This is a genomic window from Mycolicibacterium litorale (assembly GCF_010731695.1).
Classification (GTDB): Bacteria; Actinomycetota; Actinomycetes; order Mycobacteriales; family Mycobacteriaceae; genus Mycobacterium; species Mycobacterium litorale.
Genome location: NZ_AP022586.1, coordinates 4833368 through 4847585, shown reverse-complemented (window position 1 = coordinate 4847585; position 14218 = coordinate 4833368). Strand labels below are relative to the sequence as shown.

17 protein-coding genes and 1 tRNA gene are annotated in these 14218 nt (G+C 69.5%); 5 read left to right on the top strand and 13 right to left on the bottom strand.

Annotated features, from left to right (window positions below; genetic code table 11):
• Position 1 precedes the first annotated feature (1 nt).
• Together G6N30_RS23175 and G6N30_RS23170 are read left to right on the top strand one after the other, a co-directional pair.
• Positions 2-1762, top strand: a complete 1761-nt coding sequence (locus G6N30_RS23175; protein WP_134057087.1) for a penicillin-binding transpeptidase domain-containing protein — start codon at positions 2-4, stop codon at positions 1760-1762.
• A gap of 18 nt (positions 1763-1780) precedes the next feature.
• The gene (locus tag G6N30_RS23170; RefSeq protein WP_134057089.1) at positions 1781-2149 is read left to right on the top strand and encodes a hypothetical protein; all 369 of its coding nucleotides are present in this window, start codon (positions 1781-1783) and stop codon (positions 2147-2149) included.
• Here the strand turns inward: G6N30_RS23170 and G6N30_RS23165 are convergent.
• The 5 genes from G6N30_RS23165 to G6N30_RS23145 form a co-directional block, all read right to left on the bottom strand.
• Positions 2146-2532, bottom strand: a complete 387-nt coding sequence (locus G6N30_RS23165) for a DUF2237 family protein (RefSeq protein ID WP_134057091.1) — start codon at positions 2530-2532, stop codon at positions 2146-2148. The genes G6N30_RS23170 and G6N30_RS23165 overlap by 4 nt on opposite strands.
• Positions 2533-2669: 137 nt before the next feature.
• The gene (locus tag G6N30_RS23160; RefSeq protein WP_134057093.1) at positions 2670-2963 is read right to left on the bottom strand and encodes a hypothetical protein; all 294 of its coding nucleotides are present in this window, start codon (positions 2961-2963) and stop codon (positions 2670-2672) included.
• Between the two features lie 125 nt (positions 2964-3088).
• Positions 3089-3179 (bottom strand) — tRNA-Ser (locus tag G6N30_RS23155).
• Between the two features lie 103 nt (positions 3180-3282).
• Entirely contained in the window at positions 3283-3735 is a 453-nt protein-coding gene (locus tag G6N30_RS23150; RefSeq protein WP_134057095.1) for a nucleoside deaminase, read from the bottom strand.
• On the bottom strand, positions 3732-4241 hold the full coding sequence (locus tag G6N30_RS23145; RefSeq protein WP_134057097.1) for a tRNA adenosine deaminase-associated protein: 510 nt from the start codon (positions 4239-4241) through the stop codon (positions 3732-3734). The genes G6N30_RS23150 and G6N30_RS23145 overlap by 4 nt, the downstream gene beginning before the upstream one ends.
• 95 nt (positions 4242-4336) lie before the next feature.
• Here G6N30_RS23145 and G6N30_RS23140 point away from each other — a divergent pair, with 95 nt between their 5' ends.
• Positions 4337-5302: a prephenate dehydrogenase gene (locus G6N30_RS23140; RefSeq protein WP_134057564.1), complete on the top strand. Its 966-nt coding sequence runs from the start codon at positions 4337-4339 to the stop codon at positions 5300-5302.
• On the opposite strand, the gene G6N30_RS23135 is transcribed toward G6N30_RS23140, so the two are convergent.
• Genes G6N30_RS23135 through G6N30_RS23115 form a run of 5 tightly spaced genes read right to left on the bottom strand, consistent with a single transcriptional unit; the run spans position 5244 to position 9390 of the window.
• Positions 5244-5852, bottom strand: a complete 609-nt coding sequence (locus G6N30_RS23135) for a putative glycolipid-binding domain-containing protein (protein ID WP_134057098.1) — start codon at positions 5850-5852, stop codon at positions 5244-5246. The genes G6N30_RS23140 and G6N30_RS23135 overlap by 59 nt on opposite strands.
• Positions 5849-6643 (bottom strand): ABC transporter permease, encoded by a 795-nt coding sequence (locus G6N30_RS23130; RefSeq protein WP_134057100.1) that lies wholly within the window; start codon positions 6641-6643, stop codon positions 5849-5851. The genes G6N30_RS23135 and G6N30_RS23130 overlap by 4 nt, the downstream gene beginning before the upstream one ends.
• On the bottom strand, positions 6640-7320 hold the full coding sequence (locus tag G6N30_RS23125; protein ID WP_134057102.1) for an ABC transporter permease: 681 nt from the start codon (positions 7318-7320) through the stop codon (positions 6640-6642). Before G6N30_RS23125 ends, G6N30_RS23130 begins: the two co-directional genes overlap by 4 nt.
• A 4-nt stretch (positions 7321-7324) precedes the next feature.
• Positions 7325-8425 (bottom strand): ABC transporter ATP-binding protein, encoded by a 1101-nt coding sequence (locus G6N30_RS23120; protein ID WP_134057104.1) that lies wholly within the window; start codon positions 8423-8425, stop codon positions 7325-7327.
• 8 nt (positions 8426-8433) lie between these two features.
• Positions 8434-9390, bottom strand: a complete 957-nt coding sequence (locus G6N30_RS23115; protein ID WP_134057106.1) for an ABC transporter substrate-binding protein — start codon at positions 9388-9390, stop codon at positions 8434-8436.
• A 133-nt stretch (positions 9391-9523) separates the two neighbouring features.
• Here G6N30_RS23115 and G6N30_RS23110 point away from each other — a divergent pair, with 133 nt between their 5' ends.
• Positions 9524-9910 carry a LapA family protein gene (locus G6N30_RS23110; RefSeq protein ID WP_134057108.1) on the top strand — a complete coding sequence of 129 codons (387 nt, stop codon included), beginning with the start codon at positions 9524-9526 and terminating at the stop codon, positions 9908-9910.
• 7 nt (positions 9911-9917) lie between these two features.
• Here G6N30_RS23110 and G6N30_RS23105 read toward each other — a convergent pair whose 3' ends face one another.
• Together G6N30_RS23105 and G6N30_RS23100 are read right to left on the bottom strand one after the other, a co-directional pair.
• A complete protein-coding gene (locus G6N30_RS23105; RefSeq protein ID WP_134057110.1) occupies positions 9918-10934 on the bottom strand; it encodes a phosphotransferase family protein in 1017 nt (338 codons plus the stop codon).
• A gap of 9 nt (positions 10935-10943) precedes the next feature.
• The gene (locus G6N30_RS23100) at positions 10944-11555 is read right to left on the bottom strand and encodes a histidine phosphatase family protein (RefSeq protein ID WP_134057112.1); all 612 of its coding nucleotides are present in this window, start codon (positions 11553-11555) and stop codon (positions 10944-10946) included.
• A gap of 19 nt (positions 11556-11574) precedes the next feature.
• Here G6N30_RS23100 and G6N30_RS23095 point away from each other — a divergent pair, with 19 nt between their 5' ends.
• Positions 11575-12336, top strand: a complete 762-nt coding sequence (locus G6N30_RS23095; protein WP_134057114.1) for an SDR family NAD(P)-dependent oxidoreductase — start codon at positions 11575-11577, stop codon at positions 12334-12336.
• 3 nt (positions 12337-12339) lie between these two features.
• Here the strand turns inward: G6N30_RS23095 and G6N30_RS23090 are convergent, their stop codons facing one another.
• Positions 12340-14217, bottom strand: coding sequence for an alkyl/aryl-sulfatase (locus G6N30_RS23090; protein WP_134057116.1), 1878 nt, complete (start codon positions 14215-14217; stop codon positions 12340-12342).
• Position 14218 lies beyond the last annotated feature (1 nt).

The following is a 14218-nucleotide window of genomic DNA, read 5'->3' as shown; positions in this document are numbered from 1 at the left end:
CGTGAAACGACTCGTCCTCGCGCTCGTCGCCGCACTCGTCGTCACCCTCACCGCCTGCTCGTCGTCGAGCCCCGCGGACCCGTTCGGCGCGTTCGCGGACGCGCTCGGCCGGCGCGATGCCAAGGCCGCGGCGCAGCAGACCACCGATCCGTCCGCCGCCGAACCGGTGATCGCGGCGATGTTCGACGGGTTGGGCGCCGACGCCGGCGTTCGCGTCGAGGCGGCCGCCGTCGACGGTGAGGAGAACCGGCAGACGCTGCGCTATCAGTGGACGCTGGCTCCCGGCCGCGAATTCGGCTACGAGACGACGGGCACCGCCGAGCAGAGCGGTGACGAGTGGCGGCTGGCGTGGTCGCCGACGCTGCTGCACCCGGACCTGCAGCCGGGCCTGAAGTTCCAGTACAGCGAGGACAGCGAGCTGCAGACCCCCGTGCTCGACCGCACCGGTCAACCACTGATGACGTGGCAGACCGTCGGTGTGATCACGCTGGACCGGGACCACCGGCAGTCGGCGGCCGCGCTCGCGGCACTGCTCGCGCCGATCGAGCCGGGCATCACGCCCGAATCGATCTCGGCACAGTTCGACGCCAATGCCGACAAGGTGGTCACCGTGATCCGGCTGCGCGAAGCCGACCTCACCCCGATCGCCGATCAGCTGCGCGCCGTGCCCGGGGTCGCGATCGCCGAGCAGGGCGACCTGCTCACCGCCGACCGGGCGCTGCGCTCCCCCGCGATGGCCGAACTGCCGAAGGTGTGGCACGACCGCATCACCCGCACCGCCGGCTGGTCGGTGTACCTGGTCGACGGCGACGGTGCCGTCGCGCAGCGGCTGACCGCGACGCCGCCCGCCCCGACCGACCCCGTCCGCACCTCGCTGGATCTGCGCCTGCAGCTCCTGGCGCAGCAGGCGGTCGCCACCGAACCGCGGCCGACGGTGCTGGTCGCCATCTCGCCATCGGACGGTGGCATCATTGCGGCCGCGCAGAACGAGGCGGCCGACGCGCAGGGCGCCATCGCGTTCTCCGGGCTGTACCCGCCGGGCTCGACGTTCAAGACCATCACCACCGCGGCGGCGCTCGAGGCCGGACTGGTCACGCCGCAGACGCCGGTCGAATGCCCGGGGCGGCTCACGATCGAGAACCGCACCATCCCCAACGATGACGAATTCGATCTCGGCACCGTGCCGTTGACGACGGCGTTCGCCCGGTCCTGCAACACCTCGATGGCCGCGCTGGCCGACCGGTTACCCGCCGATGCACTGTCCACCACGGCGCGCGAGTTCGGGATCGGCGTCGACTACGTCGTCCCCGGCCTGACCACGGTCACCGGCAAGGTGCCCGCCGCCGACACCGCCGCCCAGCGCGTCGAGAACGGCATCGGCCAGGGCACCGTCACGGTCAGCCCGTTCGGGCTCGCGGTCGCTGAGGCCAGCCTCGCGCACGGATCGACGATCACCCCGACCCTCGTGCTCGGCGAGGAGACCACTGCCGACACCCCGTCCGAACCGCTGCCTGCCGACGTCGTCGGCGCGCTGCGCACGATGATGCGCGCGACCGTCACCGAGGGCACCGCGAACGTGCTGTCCGACATCCCCGACCTCGGCGGCAAGACCGGCACCGCGGAGTTCGGCGACAACACCCATTCCCACGGCTGGTTCGCGGGGATCGCCGGAGACATCGCGTTCGCGACGCTCGTGGTGGGCGGCGATTCGTCGGCGCCGGCGATCACCGTCTCGGGGAACTTCCTGCGGCCGGCGGGGTGAATCGGGCAAGCTGATCCCATGAAACTGGTGGCTGTTCTTGCCCTGGCCGGCGGCGCGCTCGCCGCGCCGCTCGTCACCGCATCGCCCGCCGGGGCGACCCCCTGCAACAGCGCCGACTGCGTGCCGTACGTGGACCGCAACATCAACCCGAGCGAATCATGCGTCCCCGGCGGCAGCCGCTACCTGTTCGGTCTCGACGCCTCGGGCAACAACTACCTGTGCAACGTGCAGGGCGAGTGGGTGGCGCAACCAGCGCTCGTCGGCGTGCGGACCAACGGGCTGCCGTGTCACGACAGCACCGGCGTTGCGCAGACCCCCGACGGGTTGGTGCTGACGTGCAAAGCCGGCGCCTGGAAACCCGACTTCACCACCTTCTACTACAGCTAGAGGCCGCCCAGGTCGTCGGGCACGTCAACGGCATGCTCCTGCAGCGCCTCGAGCGGCACCACGTCGAGGGTGCGTTCGTGGGTGGCGGCGAGCACCACCGGCGCGGCACACCCGTCGCGGTGCGCGCGTAGCCAGTTCGCGGCGGTGACGCACCAGCGGTCGCCGGGTTTCAGGCCGGGAAACCGGTACTCGGGCCGCGGGGTGGACAGGTCGTTGCCGATCGAGCGCTGATGTTCGAGGAACTCGACGGTGACGACCGCGCAGATCGTGTGCGCGCCGCGATCCTCCGGGCCGGTCGAACAGCAGCCGTCGCGGTAGAAGCCGGTCAGTGGATCGGTGCCGCACTCCTGAAGCGGACCGCCGAGCACATTGAGTTCAGACACCGGGTCAGTATCGCCGAGTTCGACGCTCCTACCGAAGCCGTCCCGCCGCGAACGTCGCCCCCTCGGTGACGAGCCCTGACTCCAAGTAGCTGGGATGCGCAGGGGAGAACAGTTCCTCGCGGGCAGAGCCGACTGCGCTAAGAGTCCGAGTCCTTGTCGGATTCGTCATCCGACTTCTCGTCCGAGTCGCTGCCGGACTTCTTCTCCGCCTTCTTCCTTTCCGCCTTCTCCCGGGCGGCGTGCACCAACGTGCGCGCCTCCTCTTCGGTGCACTCGGTGCCCGCGTCCTTGAACTGCTTCTGAACCGCCTGTATCGCTTCGTCCTCGCTGACATTCAGAGGCACGTCAGCCTGTTCCGGCAATTCCGATTCTTCTTCTTCCGCCCTCTGGTTGAGGTCGTCGATCACGCGTTCCACGTCGTCTTCCGCCATACGCGCACCTTAACTTTCACGCCACCGTCCGTAAGCCAGTTGAGCCGATCTGCCGACTCGGATCCACGACCACGCGCCAGCAAACGCAAAAACCGCCCTTACCTGCGGTAACAGGCGGGCGGTGTTGGCGGTGGCGGAGGGATTTGAACCCTCGGACGGGGGTTACCCGTCACACGCTTTCGAGGCGTGCTCCTTAGGCCGCTCGGACACGCCACCGTGTGGCAGCTTACCGAAGCTCGACCGCTCGCCCTAATCGAGACTGCGCCCAGGGTCGTCAATCGAGGGAGCTGGCAGCCCTACGCGCAGTTTCGACGGACCCCTAGCGCTGTGCCCCGAAGAACGCCTCCAGCGGGCGCGCGCACTCCTCGGCGAGCACCCCGCCGCGGACGTCGGGCCGGTGGTTGAGCCTGCGGTCGCGCACCACGTCCCACAGCGAACCGACCGCACCGGTCTTCGGCTCCCACGCCCCGAACACCAACCGCGCCACCCGCGCCAGCACCAGCGCGCCGGCGCACATCGTGCACGGTTCGACGGTCACCGCCAGCGTCGTCCCCTCCAGCCGCCAGCCGTCGCCGACCACCGCCGCGGCCGCCCGCAATGCGAGCACCTCCGCGTGCGCCGTCGGATCGCCCAGCGCCTCCCGCGCATTCGCCGCCCGCGCCAGCTCGGTGCCGTCGGGCCCGAAGACCACCGCACCGATCGGCACATCGCGCGGACCGGCCAGCGCCGCGGCGTCGAGCGCGGTGCGGATCAGGGTCTCGTCGGAGGTCACCGATTGAGTTTGTCGAGCACCGCGGACAGCTCGTCGGCGAAGCCCATCTCCCGGGCGATGCGGCCGAGCTGCTCGTCGGCGTACAGGTCGGTCTCGTCGAGGATGACGCTGAGCACCGCCTCGGGCAGACCCATGTCGGACAGCACGGCGAGATCGCCCTCCTCGAACGGATCGGCGTCGTCGAGGTCGTCGGGTTCGATGTCGGCGTCGAGCTGCTCGAGCACCTCGGCGGCGATGTCGTAGTCCAGCGCCGCGGTGGCGTCCGACAGCAGCAGCCGCGTCCCCGACGGTGCGGGCCGAACGATCACGAAGAACTCGTCGTCGATGTCGAGCAACCCGAACACCGCTCCGGCGCTGCGGATCTCACACAGCTCCTTCTCAGCGACCGACAGGCTGTTGAGCGCGGCCCGCCGCATGGGCGCGCAGCGCCACTTGCCGTCCTCGCGGACGACCGCCACCCCGAACCCGTCGGGTGTGCCCTGCGCCGGCGCACTCTGTGCTCCCATGTCGCAGTACGGTAGTCGCCCACCAGCGCCTTTGACCAGGCATGGGCACCGCCGCCGACGCGGTGTGCCAACCTGGAACGGTGACGAAACCACCCGTGTGCGTGCTGGGCCTCGGCCTCATCGGCGGATCGCTGATGCGGGCGGCCGCCGCGGCCGGGCGCGAGGTGTTCGGATACAACCGGTCGGTGGAGGGTGTGCAGGCCGCACGCTTCGACGGGTTCGACGCCAGCGAACACGTCGACGAGGTCCTGGGCCGCGCCGCCGAGACCTCCGCGCTGATCGTGCTGGCCGTCCCCGTGCCCGCCCTCGGGCTCATGCTGGGCCACATCCGCGACACCGCGCCGCAGTGCCCGCTGACCGATGTCACGAGCGTGAAAAGCGCTGTGCTGGAACAGGTCCGCTCGTTCGGGCTGCTGGACCGGTTCGTCGGCGGACACCCGATGGCCGGCACCGCGCATTCCGGCTGGGCCGCGGGCGACGCCGCGCTGTTCGTCGGTGCGCCCTGGGTGATCAGCGTCGACGACCACGTCGACCCGGACGTGTGGGCGCAGGTGATGACGCTCGCGCTGGACTGCCACGCCGTGGTGGTGCCCGCCCGCTCCGACGAACACGACGCCGCCGCGGCCGGCATCTCGCACCTGCCGCACCTGCTCGCCGAGGCGCTCGCCGTCACCGCAGGGGAAGTGCCGCTGGCGTTCGCGCTGGCGGCCGGATCGTTCCGTGACGGCACCCGCGTCGCCGCGACCGCACCCGATCTGGTGCGGGCGATGTGCGAGGCGAACTCGGCGCAGCTCGTGCCCGCACTGGACCGCACCATCGAACTGCTCACCGCCGCCCGCCACACCCTGGCGCGGCACGGTTCGGTGGCCGAACTGGTCGAATCAGGGCACGCCGCCCGGATGCGTTACGACAGCTTCAGCCGCCCGGAGATCATCACCACCGTGATCGGCGCCGAGAACTGGCGCGACGAACTGGCCGCGGCCGGCCGGGCCGGCGGGGTGGTCAGATCCGCGCTGCCAACCCGGGATAGTCGACGACGAAGCCGTCGGCGTCGACGGTGATCGTGGTCTCGGCGACCGGTGAATGCACCTTGATGCCATCCGGGTTGCCCGGCCCGCCGCCGCTGTAGCTGATCGAGGCCTGTTCCACCGAGAACTCGGGCAGCCGCACGTACACCACCGGGACGGTGATGGAATCGGCGTGCTCGTGCAGACCGGTGCGACGGATCGGCAGCGTGTTGAAGAACGGGCTGAGCACGACGTCGACATCGAGGGCGCCGTCGAACGCGGCGCGCTTCATCTGGTTCTGCTGATTGCGCACCAGCCACATGTTCTCTTCGTCGCGGGCGATCGAGAGTTGCCGCTCCCGCTCGGCCAACGTGACGGTCATCGACAGCCGTTTGGTGGCGCCGTGTTCGTCGGTGACGAGATCGTAGGAGGCGGAGAACGCCGGGTGCGCGTCACAGCGGGCCGCGACGATCCGGCCGTAGGCCTTGATGCGCTTACCGGACATCTGCACGCGGACGGACTCCATCCGCGCGACGTCATGCGCCCGCCAGGTCAAGACCGCGGGCCACGTGTTCTTCGAGTCAGAGCGGTCGGCTTCACTCACCCTTCTACCGTAGGCGACGCGCCCGCAGGTTCGTAGCCCGCTGCCGAAGTCGACCGTGATCCGCCACGACTTCGTGACTCCAGCGCCACCTCGTCGCTCAGGAACGGTTGCGGCATCCGGCCCGCGCGCCGCCACCGACCGGTGCCGGGCACCGACAGCCACACCGCCAGCGCGAGCAACCCGTCGAGGATCAGCGCCAGCGCCGTCACCATCAGCGCGCCCACGAGCGCCAGATAGAACTCGCGGACCTTGATGCCGTCGATCAGGTAGCGGCCCAGCCCGCCGAGGCTGGCGTAGGCGGCGACGGTCGCGGTGGCCACGATCTGCAACGTCGCGGTGCGCAGTCCGCCGAGGATCAGCGGCAGCGCGATCGGCACCTCGACGCGCAGCAGCACGCGGCGTTCGGTCATGCCCATCGATCGGGCGGCGTCGACCACTGCGGGGTCGACGTTCGCGATGCCGGCGTAGGTGCCCGCCAGCAGCGGCGGGATGCCGAGCAGCATCAGCGCGACGGTCGGGCCGATCAGCCCCAGCCCCCACAGCAGCACCCCGAGCAGCAGCACCCCGAGCGTCGGCAGTGCGCGCAGCGCGTTGACCCCCGTCACGACCAGGAACGTGCCCCGGCCGGTGTGCCCGATGATCATCCCGAGCGGCACGGCGATCAGCGCGGAGAACACGACCGCGATGACGGTGTACTCGAGGTGTTCGACGATGCGGGCGCCCAGTCCCGCCGGACCGGCCCAGTTGGCGGCGGTGAAGATGAACGACAGCGCCTCGGACAGGAAGTTCACGCGGCGGCCCCCACGGTCTTGGCGCGGGCCGGGCGGTTCGCGCCTGTCGTTCTCATCCAAGGCGTCAGTGCCTTGCCGATCAGCATGATCAGCGTGTCGACGACCACCGCCAGCACGAAGATCGCGATGATGCCCGCGACGATCTGATCGCTCTTGTTGGCCTGGTAGCCCTCGGTGAACCAGGTGCCCAGCCCGCCGATGCCGATCACCGAACCCACCGACACCATCGAGATGTTGGTCACCGCGACGACGCGCAGGCTGGCGATCAGTACCGGAACGGCAAGGGGCAGTTCGACTTTCAGCACCCGAGCCAGCGGTGTGTAGCCGACGGCGGTGGCCGCGTCGAGCACCGCGGGCGACACCGCGTCCAGCGCCTCGGGCACCGCGCGCACCAGCAGGGCGACGGTGTAGAGGGTCAGCGCGACGATGACGTTGGCCTCGTCGAGGATGCGCGTCGGGATGACCAGCGGCAGCACGACGAACAGTGCCAGCGACGGAATGGTGAAGATGATGCTGGCGGTGATCGTGGTCAGCCTCCGCAGCGCGGTGGTGCGCTGCACGAGCGCTCCGAGCGGCACCGCGATCACCAGTCCGAGCACGATCGGGACCAGCGACAGCCGCAGGTGGATCACCGTCAGCGCCCACAGGTCGTCGAGGTGGGTCAGCAGATACCGCACCGGCTCACACACCCCGCCGCTGCCGGTCGAGTGCGGCCAGCACGTCGTGGGCCCTCACCCCGCCGATCACCTGACCGGCCTCGTCGACCGCGACCCCGAGCCCCGATGGCGACGACAGCGCGGCGTCGAGTGCGAGCCGCAGGGTGCCGTCCGGCCGGAACAGGGACCCGCCGGCGGTCGTGCTGTCGTAGAGCGAACTGCCGCTGCGGTGCAGGGCGACACCGTCGGCGTCGATCCACGCGTACGGCGTGCCGTCCGGCCGGGTGACCAGCACCCAGTCCTCGACCCCCAGCTGCAGCGCGTCGATCTCGGGTTCGCGGACGTGGCGGATGTCGTGCAGCGGCAGACCTGAGGCGTGGCGGAACTGCAGCCCCCGGTAGCCGCGGTCGGCGCCGACGAACCCGGCCACCGCGTCGTCGGCCGGGTTGGACAGCAGCCGCGCCGGGGCGTCGTACTGCAGCAGCCTGCCGCCCCGGCCGAACACCGCGACCTTGTCGCCGAGCTTGATCGCCTCGTCGATGTCGTGGGTGACGAACACGATGGTCTTGCGCAGATCGTTCTGCAGCCGCACGATCTCGGCCTGCAGTTCCTCGCGGACCACCGGGTCGACCGCGCTGAACGGTTCGTCCATCAGCAGGATCGGCGGATCGGCGGCGAGCGCGCGGGCGACCCCGACGCGCTGCTGCTGACCGCCGGACAGCTGCGCGGGGTAGCGGTCGGCCAGCCCGGCGTCGAGGCCGACGCGTTCCATCACCGCCAGTGCGGCCTTGCGGGCGCTGCGTCGCGATTCGCCGCGCAGCACCGGCACGGTCGCGACGTTGTCGGCCACCCGCAGATGCGGCATGAGCCCGGCGCTCTGGATGACGTAGCCGATCCCCAACCGCAGTTTGACCGCGTCGACCTTGGTGACGTCGTCGCCGTTGACGGTGAGCGTGCCCGACGTGGGCTCGATCATCCGGTTGATCATCCGCATCGACGTGGTCTTACCGCAGCCGGACGGGCCGACGAACACCGTCAGCGTGCCCTCGGGCACTTCGAGGCTCAGGTCGTCGACGGCGACGGTTCCGTCCGGGTACCGCTTGGTGATGTCGGAGAACGTGATCATCGGGTCGCCTACTTCTGCAGGGGATGGTTGAAGCCGTTGTCCTCGACCCACTTTCGCGCGGCCTCGTCAGGGTCGACACCCTGGTTGCCCTCGACCGCCGAGTTGAGTTCGATGAGGCCTTCGGTGGTGAGTTTCGCGCTCACCGCGTCGAGCACCGACTTGAGCTCGTCGGATTTCTTCTGCGATGCGACCAGCGGCACCACGTTGGCCGCCAGGAAGTTGTTCTTCGGATCCTCCAGCACCACCAGATCGTTGAGTTCGATCGCCGGTGACGTGCTGAAGATGTTGGCGGCGGTGACCGTGCCGTCGGTCAGCGCACGCACCGTCGCCGGCCCGCCGCCGTCACTGATCGCCACGAAGTTGGCGGGCGCGATGTCGAGGCCGTACTTCTCCTTCAGCCCCGGCAGGCCCTCGGTGCGGTTGAGGAACTCCGACGGACCGCCGAACTTCACCTCGGGTGAGTGGGCGGCGAGGTCGCCGATCGTCTTGAGGTTCCACCGCTGCGCGGTCGCGGCCGACACGGCGACGGTGTCCTTGTCCTCGGCGGGCGAGGGATACAGGATCGACAGGTCGCCGGGCAGCACCCGCAGCAGCCCGAGCACCACCTCGTCGGGCGTGGTCACCTTGGTCTCTTCGTCGAAGTACTGCAGCAGGTTGCCGGTGTACTCGGGGATCAGGTCGATCGAGTGGTCCTGCACGGCGGGGATGTACGTCTCGCGGCTGCCGATGCCGAATTGCCTGCTGATGTCGAAACCGTTGGCCTCCAACGCCTGGGCGTAGATCTCGGCGATGATCTTGGATTCGGTGAAGTCCGCCGACCCGACGGCGATCGTCTTCAGGTCCCCGGAGATCTGCCCGCCGCCGAGCGGGTTCGAACTGCCGCATGCGGCCACGGCCAACGTGACCGACGCCAGAAGCGCCGCCAGCCGGGTCACGCCCCGCCTGCGACTGCGCGTGCTCGCCATTCGGATGTCCTCTCGGCCAAGGTGCTCATGCGGGTGGCTCTTGCGGACACTAGCGGGATGCGGCCGGGTGCGCCCTCCTTTACCTCAGCGCGACACGGGTTTCACACACCGTGCGAATGGGCAATTAGCAGCTATGAGCACCGATCCGTACGGGCCGTCAGCAGGGCATGAGCCGGGGCCCTACGACCCGCCCAACCCCGGCCCGCCGGTGCCGGGGGACTACCCGGTGGCGGATCGCAGTCCGGCTGAGGTCAAGAAGGTCCACTTCACCAGGGCGGCCGCACTGTGGACGTCGGTGATCGTCGGCTTGCTCATCCTGATCGTGCTGCTCATCTTCATCGCCCAGAACACCGAGTCCGCGGAGTTCGCGTTCTTCGGCTGGCAGTGGAACCTGCCACTGGGAGTGGCGATCCTGCTGGCCGCCGTGTGCGGCGGGCTGATCGCGTCGCTGGCCGGAGCCGCGCGGCTGTTCCAGCTGCGGCGCGCCGCGAAGAAGAACTACAAGGCCGCGCTGCGCTGAGTCGGCGTCAGTCGAGGGCCTCGAGCCCCGCCGCGATCAGCGGTGCCACCGCGTCACCGACGTTGTCCTCCGTGCCGCCCATGCGGGCACGGAAGGCGATGCCCGCCGCGATGATCGCCAGCTTGAAGTACGCCAGCGCCATGTAGAAGTCCCAGTGCGCCAGCGGCTGGCCCGACGCCGTCGCGTAGCGCTGTGCCATCTCGTCGCCGGTCGGCAGCAGCTCCGAGGTCCATGCCGCGTCGCTGTGGACGTAGTTGAACATCGGGTTGCGGTACACGCACATCAGCGCCGCGTCGCTGAGCGGATCGCCGAGGGTGGACATCTCCCAGTCGAGCACCGCGCGCACCTTGGTCGCGTCGGTGGCGTCGAGGATCGTGTTGTCGATGCGGTAGTCGCCGTGGACGATCGACGCGCGGCTCTCCGTCGGGACGCGTTCGCCGAGCGCGGCGTGCAGCTTGTGCACGTCGGCGTCGCGCGGATCGTCCTCCAGCCGCACATGCCCCCACTGCGAACCCCAGCGCCGCACCTGCCGTTCGAGGTAGCCGTTGGGCTTGCCGAAGTCCGCGAGGCCGACCGCGGCGGGATCCACCGCGTGCAGTTCGGCCAGCACCCGGATCAGTTCGTCGACACAGCCCTCGATCGTCGCCCTGTCGCCGAGGGCCTCGAGCTCGTCGGCGCGGCGGATGACCCGGCCCTCGACGTTCTCGACCATTTGGAACGGGGCTCCGAGCACCGAATCGTCGTTGCGCATCGTCACCGCGCGGGCCACCGGCACCGGGGTGTCGGCGAGTGCGGCCACCACCCGGTACTCGCGGGCCATGTCGTGCGCCGAGGGGGTCAGCCCGTGCAGCGGCGGGCGGCGCAGCACCCACTTCGAGGCGTCGTCGAACACCAGGAACGTCAGGTTGGAGCGGCCGCCGGCGATCAGTTCGGCGCGCAGGTCACCGGTGCGGGCGATGCCCTCCGATCGCAGATGGCGGTCGAGTGCGTCGAGGTCGAGCCCGTCGAGGGTGGAAGACGTCATGCGCTTTTCCTACCACCGCAGGTTTCGGGGCAGCAGATCCCATACGTGCTCGGTGCCGTTGACCGACGCCACCGTGAGCGCTCCGGCCCGCGAGGACCACAGCAGCCGGGTGACCGAGGCGTAGTCGACGTGGAAGGACAGCAGCTTCTCGGTGCGCAGTACGCGGTGCAGCAGCGCGTTGATGACCCCGCCGTGACTGAACACCGCGACGGTGTCCTCGCGCTCGGCGCTCGTGACGATGTCGTCGACGGCGGCGAAGATCCGCGCCATGAACGCGTCCTCGTCCACTCCGCTGGGCAGCTTGCCGTTCATCAGCCGCTCGAGCTCCTGCGGATTCTCCCTCGCGATCTGCTCGATCGGGATGTAGTGCGGCAGGTCGCGGTCGTATTCGGCGAGGCGATCGTCGACCTCGACGTCGAGGCCCAGCGCGTCGGCGACCGGCTGGGCCGTCTGCACCGCACGGCGCTGTGGGCTGCTCACCAACCGGGCGATCGGAAATCGCGACAACGCGTCGGGCAGCCGTTTGGCTTGCTCGATGCCCTCCTCGGACAGGACGGGGTCGGAGCCCTCACCGGGTTCACTGCGCAGAGGCAGCGCATGTCTGACCAGAAGCAGTTGCACCGTGCCACCATATGGGGCCATGGGATACGCCGACGATCTGTTCGATCTCAGTGGCCGGGTGGTGCTGGTCACCGGGGGCAGCCGGGGGTTGGGGCGGGAGATCGCGTACGCGGCGGCCAGGTGCGGTGCCTCCGTCGTGATCGCCAGCCGGTCGCTGGAGACGTGCGAGGCGACGGCGACGGAGATCTCCGAGGCGACCGGCCGGGAAACCATGGCGTACGCGGTGCACGTCGGGCGGTGGGATCAGCTCGACGGGCTCGTCGACGCGGTGTACTCGCGGTTCGGCAGACTCGACGTGCTGGTCAACAACGCGGGGATGTCGCCGCTCTACGACTCGCTGACGTCGGTGTCCGAGAAGCTTTTCGACGCGGTGTTCAACCTTAACGTCAAAGGCCCGTTCCGCTTGGCCGCGCTGGTCGGTGAGCGGATGGTCGCCGACGGTGGCGGGGTGATCGTCAACGTCAGCTCGAGCGGTTCGCTGCGGCCCGACCCCACGATGTTGCCGTACGCGGCGGCCAAAGCCGGGCTGAACACGTTGACCGAGGGGCTGGCAAAGGCGTTCGGGCCGACGGTGCGGGTCAACACGCTGATGGCCGGGCCGTTCCTCACCGACATCAGCAAGGCGTGGGATTTCTCCGGTGTGGCGGAGCCGTTCGGTCACCTCGCGCTGGCGAGGGCCGGCTCGCCGTCCGAGATCGTCGGCGCCGCACTGTTTCTCATGTCGGACGCGTCGAGTTTCACGACCGGTTCAATCCTGCGAGCGGACGGCGGGCAGCCGTAGGCACTACGGGGTGACGATGTCGAACGCCGGGTCCGGCCGGTCCAACACGCCCACGATCGACGCCAGCGCGCCCTGCTCGCCGTCGATCTCGACACCCGGCGACGCACTGTCGCCCGCCGCGTACGCCAACAACCGCAGCTTGTCCCCCAACCGGATCGTCGCGTGGGCGCTCGACGGATCGGCCGCCACCTTTCGGTGCACCAGAACCCCGTTGCGCAGCGTCAGCCGGTAGTTGTCGCCGGTGTCCCCGAACGTCACGTCGACCGCCACGTCGAGGTCCCACGCCCGCGGCCCGTTGACGTTGATCGCGAACGCGTCGAACATCTGCTCGGGCGTGAGCTGGGCCAGCATGCTCGGCGACGCAGTCTGCGTCGGCGTGCCGAAGTTCCCCTCCCGCAGCTCGGTCGCCCCGGACAGGAAGAAGTTCCGCCAGGTCGCGTTCTCCGCCCCGTAGCCCAGCTGCTCCAGGGTGTCCGCATACAGCTCACGCGCTCCGGCATGCTGTTCATCGGTGAACACCGCGTGGTCCAATAGCGTTGCTGCCCAACGATAATCGCCATCGTGGAACGCGGCGCGGGCCAACTCGACCACCCGGTCGAGCCCGCCCATCGCCTCCACGTAGCGCGGGCCCGCGGCCGCGGGCGGGTGCTGCCACAACCGGCCCGGGTTCCCGTCGAACCAGCCCATGTACCGCTGGTACACCGCTTTGACGTTGTGGCTCACCGACCCGTAGTAGCCGTGCGCGTGCCACGCCTTCTCCAGCGCGGGCGGCAGCGTGAAGTCCTCCGCGATCTCGATCCCCGTGTGCCCCTGGTTGAGCAGGCGCAGCGTCTGGTCGTGCAGATAGGCGTACAGATCCCGTTGCAACGACAGGAATTCCACGATCCGCTCACGGCCCCACGTCGGCCAGTGGTGCGAGGCGAACACCACGTCGGCGCGGTCGGCGAACGTGTCGATCGCCTCGGTGAGGTATCGCGCCCAGCTGTGCGGGTCACGCACCAGCGCACCCCGCAGCGTGAGCAGGTTGTGAAGATTGTGGGTGGCGTTCTCCGCCATGCACAGCGCGCGGAACTGCGGGAAGTAGAAGTGCATCTCGGCCGGTGCCTCCGTGCCCGGCGCCATCTGGAATTCGATCTCGACGCCGTCGATCGCGTGGGTCTCCCCGGTCGTACGGATGTCGAGCGTCGGCACGATCACCGCGACCTCACCGGTCGACGTGCGCTGTCCCAGCCCGCAACCCACCTGCCCGGCGGGTCCGACGTCGAGCATCGTGCCGTACATGTACGTCGCGCGACGCGTCATCGCCGTACCGGCATAGACGTTCTCGGACACCGCGTGGTCGATGAACCCCTCGGGCGCGATCACCGGCACCCGGCCGGCATCGACGTCGGCCTGTGTGGTCACCCCCAGCACGCCGCCGAAGTGGTCGACGTGGCTGTGGGTGTAGATCACCGCGGCCACCGCCCGGTCACCGCGGCGCTGACGGTAGAGCGCCAGCGCGGCCGCGGCGGTCTCGGTGGAGATCAGCGGATCGATGACGATGACGCCGGTGTCGCCCTCGACGAACGTGATGTTCGACAGGTCGAAGCCGCGCACCTGATAGATGCCCTCGACCACTTCGTAGAGCCCCTGTTTGGCGGCCAGCCTCGACTGGCGCCACAGGCTCGGATGCACCGACGTGGGCGCGTCGGCGCGCAGGAACGCATAGGCGTCGTTGTCCCACACCACCCGCCCGTCGGCCGCCTCGATGACGCACGGGTCGAGCGCGGCGAGGAAGCCGCGGTCGGCGGCCTCGAAGTCCCTGGTGTCGGCGAACGGCAGGCTGCCCAGGTGGTCGCGGTGTGCCGCTTCGATGATCGCGCTCGGTGGCTTCGAGTCCATG